The sequence below is a fragment of the Nocardiopsis protaetiae genome, assembly GCF_045446735.1.
GTDB lineage: Bacteria > Actinomycetota > Actinomycetes > Streptosporangiales > Streptosporangiaceae > Nocardiopsis > Nocardiopsis protaetiae.
Genome location: NZ_JBJJBV010000440.1, coordinates 1 through 4,331, shown reverse-complemented (window position 1 = coordinate 4,331; position 4,331 = coordinate 1). Strand labels below are relative to the sequence as shown.

At 71.9% G+C, this 4,331-nt stretch carries 3 protein-coding genes and 1 pseudogene; all 4 read left to right on the top strand.

From position 1 onward, the window contains the following. Positions 1-504, top strand: a pseudogene (locus ACJOT3_RS33515) (hypothetical protein); the annotation flags it as partial. A gap of 310 nt (positions 505-814) precedes the next feature. Then, positions 815-2,263 (top strand): RNA-guided endonuclease IscB, encoded by a 1,449-nt coding sequence (gene iscB / locus ACJOT3_RS33510; protein WP_406977147.1) that lies wholly within the window; start codon positions 815-817, stop codon positions 2,261-2,263. 29 nt (positions 2,264-2,292) lie between these two features. Continuing rightward, entirely contained in the window at positions 2,293-3,549 is a 1,257-nt protein-coding gene (locus ACJOT3_RS33505) for a Mur ligase family protein (protein ID WP_406977146.1), read from the top strand. A gap of 9 nt (positions 3,550-3,558) precedes the next feature. Continuing rightward, a complete protein-coding gene (locus tag ACJOT3_RS33500) occupies positions 3,559-4,269 on the top strand; it encodes a type 1 glutamine amidotransferase (protein WP_406977145.1) in 711 nt (236 codons plus the stop codon). The last annotated feature ends 62 nt before the right edge of the window (positions 4,270-4,331 follow it).

Sequence of the window (4,331 nt, the reverse complement as noted above, 5' to 3'; positions counted from 1 at the left end):
ATCCGCAGCGCGGCCGCCGCCGTCACCCCGCTGGACCTCGTCCGCCATGTGAGATCGGCCACGGTGTGGGGCGAGGCGACCTCCTCCCAGGAGTGGGCCGACGCCCCACTGGACGCCGAGGGCGACGCCGACCGCCACACCCGCCCGCTCGACCCCGACGCCGAGGCGCTGCTCGGCCTGCCGGCCACCGCCGCCGTGGTCCTGGGCCGCGGCGGGCCTGTTCTCACCGACACCAATCCGGGTATTCTCACCCTGTCCACGGCAACACTGGCCACAGTGGACGACTCCCGGACCAGTGGTGACGAAGGCGACGGCGCACCCGGCGAAGACACGACGGAGCGTGACCGGCCAGAACCGGTCAGACCCCGCATCCTCCCACCCGCGGCCGTCCTCGACACACCCGGCGGGACCGCCCCGGCACCCGCGGGGAACGACGGCGCACCGGGCCGTGTGCCGCCCAACCTCGGACCACCGCCGGAGCGGCTGGACTGGCGGGTCCGATAGCCGGTGGACAATAGGCTTGGCCCGACACATCGCCCGCCGCCGCAACACATCGGCGCAGGTGATCAAGCGATCGTGGAGAGTACGTAAAGGGATCCCGGGCCTGAAGGCTTGGGCTGTCAGCCTGCACGGCTGAGGGCCGCCGTTACCAGACCCAGCCATCACCTACAGGGAGGTGACCTTGATGGCTACGTTCCGCACAGGACAGCAGACCCACCAGGCCGTGCTTCCTCAGCGGCCTGCTCTGGAATCCGCGCCAGTAGACACTCCCCGGATCGGGAACGAAACGGGGCGCGGACGCCACACTGATGGTGTGGCATCCGGTGCGGAACATGGTCGAGGGGAGACCACCGGCACCTCACCTGGTGCCGGTGGCGTCACCCCCGAGTCCCTCGGGGCCGGGGAGCAGGGCCGTGAGGCCCACGGCAACACCGCCAGAGCCACCCATCCGTACGTGTTCGTCCTCGACAAGCACGGCACACCCCTGCAACCCTGCCCACCGGCCAGAGCCCGCAAGCTCCTGGCCAACGGCCGGGCGGTGGTGGCCCGCCACACCCCGTTCACCATCCGGCTCAAGGACCGCACCGCCGCCGACTCCGAGATCGACGGAGTCGAACTGGGAGTCGACCCGGGCAGCAGGCACACCGGCATCGCGGTGTTCACCTCCCACGGGGGTGAGCGGCGGGGCCGGTACGCCCTCCAGCTCGACCACCGCGGCGCGCAGATCACGAAGAAGATGGGGCAGCGGTCCGGGTACCGGCGGCGCCGCCGTACCGCGAACCTGCGCCACCGCGCCCCGCGCTTTTCCAACCGCACCCGGCCCCCAGGCTGGCTCGCCCCGTCCCTGCGCCACCGGGTGGAGACCACCGTCTCGTGGGTGGACCGGTTCTCCCGGTGGGTGCCCGTGCGGGCGGTGCACGTGGAGCGGGTCGCGTTCGACACCCATGCCCTGTCCGCAGGGAAACCCCTGGAAGGGGTCGAGTACCGGCAGGGCACCCTGCACGGCTACGAGGTCCGCGAATACCTGTTGGCCAAGTTCGACCGCACCTGCGCCTACTGCGGCGCCACCGGGGTGCCGTTGAACATCGACCACGTCCGCCCCCGCTCGCGGGGCGGCTCGGACCGGGTCGCCAACTTGGTCCTGGCGTGTGTGCCGTGCAACCAGACCAAGGCCGACCGGCCGGTGGAGGAGTTCGCCACCGACCCGAAGACCCTGGCCGGGATCCTGGCCCGGGCCAAGGCGCCGCTGAAGGACGCCGCCGCCGTCAACACCACCCGGTGGGCGCTGTGGCGGGCCCTGGAGGCCCGCCTGCCCACACATGTGGGCTCGGGTGGGCGCACCAAGTGGAACCGGACGCGCTCCGGTCTGCCGAAGTCCCACACCCTGGACGCGCTGTGTGTCGGCAAGACCGACACCGTCACCGAGACGGTGTCCCGGGTGTTGGGCGTCGGGTGTGCGGGGCGCGGCTCCTACGCCCGTACCCGGCCGGACAGGCACGGGTTCCCCCGGTTGCGTCTGCCGCGTACCAAGCGGTTCTTCTCCTTCGCCACCGGTGACCTGGTCCGCGCCGCCGTTCCTGCGGGGAAAAAGGCCGGGACGCACACCGGTCGGGTCGCGGTACGGGCCTCGGGAAGCTTCAACATCACCACCACGCAGGGCACCGTCCAGGGGATCGGACACCGGTACGTTCGGCTGCTCCAGCGAGCCGACGGCTATGCCTACACCATCAGGAAGGAGCAGGGCGTTTCCTCCCGGTCCTGAAGGACCGGGTTTCCACGCCCGACGAATCGATGAGCGAGCTTCCCTTGCGCGCCCAACTGGCATCGGTACTGGGGAGGAGTGCGGCCGGCCTGTCCCGTGCCACGGGCCGCGGCGACGGCTCCGTGATCGGCGGCAAGATCGCGCTCAAGGTCGAGCCCGACCTGCTCGCCAAGCTCGCCAAGGGCCGCAGGCTCGCCCTGGTCAGTGCCACCAACGGCAAGACCACCACCACCCGGCTCATCTCCCACGCGCTGCGCGAACTGGGCGATGTCGCCACCAACGAGCACGGCGCCAACATGCCGACCGGCCACATCACCGCGCTGTCCAACAACCGGAGCGCCGTCAACGGCGTCCTGGAGGTGGACGAGAAGTACCTGCCGCAGGTCCTGGTCGCCACCCAGCCCGCGTTCGTGGTCCTGATGAACCTCAGCCGCGACCAGATGGACCGCGCCTCGGAGATCAACCTCCTCGCCAAGCGCTGGCGCACCGCCCTGGGCAAGAGCAACACCCACGTCATCGCCAACGCCGACGACCCGCTCGTCGCCTGGGCGGGCATGGGCGCCCCGACCGCCACCTGGGTGTCCGCCGGCCAGCGCTGGAAGGAGGACTCCTGGTGCTGCCCCGAGTGCGGCGGCCACCTGCGGCGCGAGCAGGACCCGTACTGGGCCTGCCCCGAGTGCGGCCTCACCCGCCCGCAGACCACCTGGGGCGCGGACAACGGCTCCGACGTGCTCCTCACCCCGGAGGGCCAGCGCATCAAGCTGCGGCTCAACCTGCCCGGCGACGCCAACCGCTCCAACGCCGCGATCGCCGCCGCCACCGCGGCCGGGTACGGCCTGCACCCCGAGCGCACCGTGGAGCGCCTGCGCGAGATCACCTCCGTGGCGGGCCGCTACACCTCCGTGGTCACCATGGGCGTGGAGGTCCGCCTGCTGCTGGCCAAGAACCCGGCGGGCTGGCTGGAGTCCTTCGCCGTCCTGGACCCGCCCAACATCCCGGTGATCCTGTCCGTCAACGCGCAGATCCCCGACGGCAAGGACACGTCCTGGCTGTGGGACGTCGACTACACCGTCCTGCGCGACCGCCGTGTCTTCGTCATGGGCGAGCGCCGCACCGACCTGGCCCTGCGCCTGGAGACCGACGGCGTGCGGTTCGAGGTCGCCGACCGGGTCGACGAGGTGCTGGCCAAGCTGAAGGCCGAGCAGCCGGGCCTGACCAAGGTCGACCTCATCGCCAACTACACGGCGTTCCAGCAGATCCGCACGGCCTACGGCCGCGTCCAGTAGGAGACACCCATGACGAACACCAGCGCCCTGCGGATCGTGTGGATCTACCCCGACCTGCTGAGCACCTACGGCGACCGCGGCAACGTCCTCATCCTCCAGCGGCGGGCCGAGCTGCGCGGTATCCCCACCGAGATCGTGCACGTCCACTCCAGCGACGCGGTGCCCGAGCAGGGCGATATCTACCTGCTCGGCGGCGGCGAGGACCGCCCGCAGATCCTGGCGGCCGAGCGCCTGCGCGCCGACGGCGGCCTGATCCGCGCCGCCGCCCGCGGCGCCTGCGTCTTCGCGGTCTGCGCCGGCTACCAGATCATCGGCGAGAGCTACGGCGACGACGAGGCCAACCCGCTGCCGGGCCTGGGCATCCTCGACATCCGCAGCGGCCGCGGCCAGACCCGCGCCGTCGGCGAGATCGTCGCGGACGTGGACCCGTCCCTGGGGGTGGGCCGCATCACCGGTTTCGAGAACCACCAGGGCCGCACCGAGATCGGCCCGTCGGCCCGGCCGCTGTCCACCACGGTCCGCGGTATCGGCAACGACGACCGCACCGAGGGCGCCTACCAGGGCCAGGTGCTGGGCACCTACCTGCACGGCCCGGCGCTGCCGCGCAACCCGCAGCTGGCCGACCTGCTGCTGCGCTGGCGTGTGGGGCAGCTGGCCCCGCTGGCCCCGGCCTGGGGCGAGCGCCTGCACGAGGAGCGTCTGGCCGCCGCCCTGTCCTGACGGACACCTCCACGGCCCCGACGGCCCGGCGGGCACCCCCGCCGGGCCGTCGCCGTATCCGG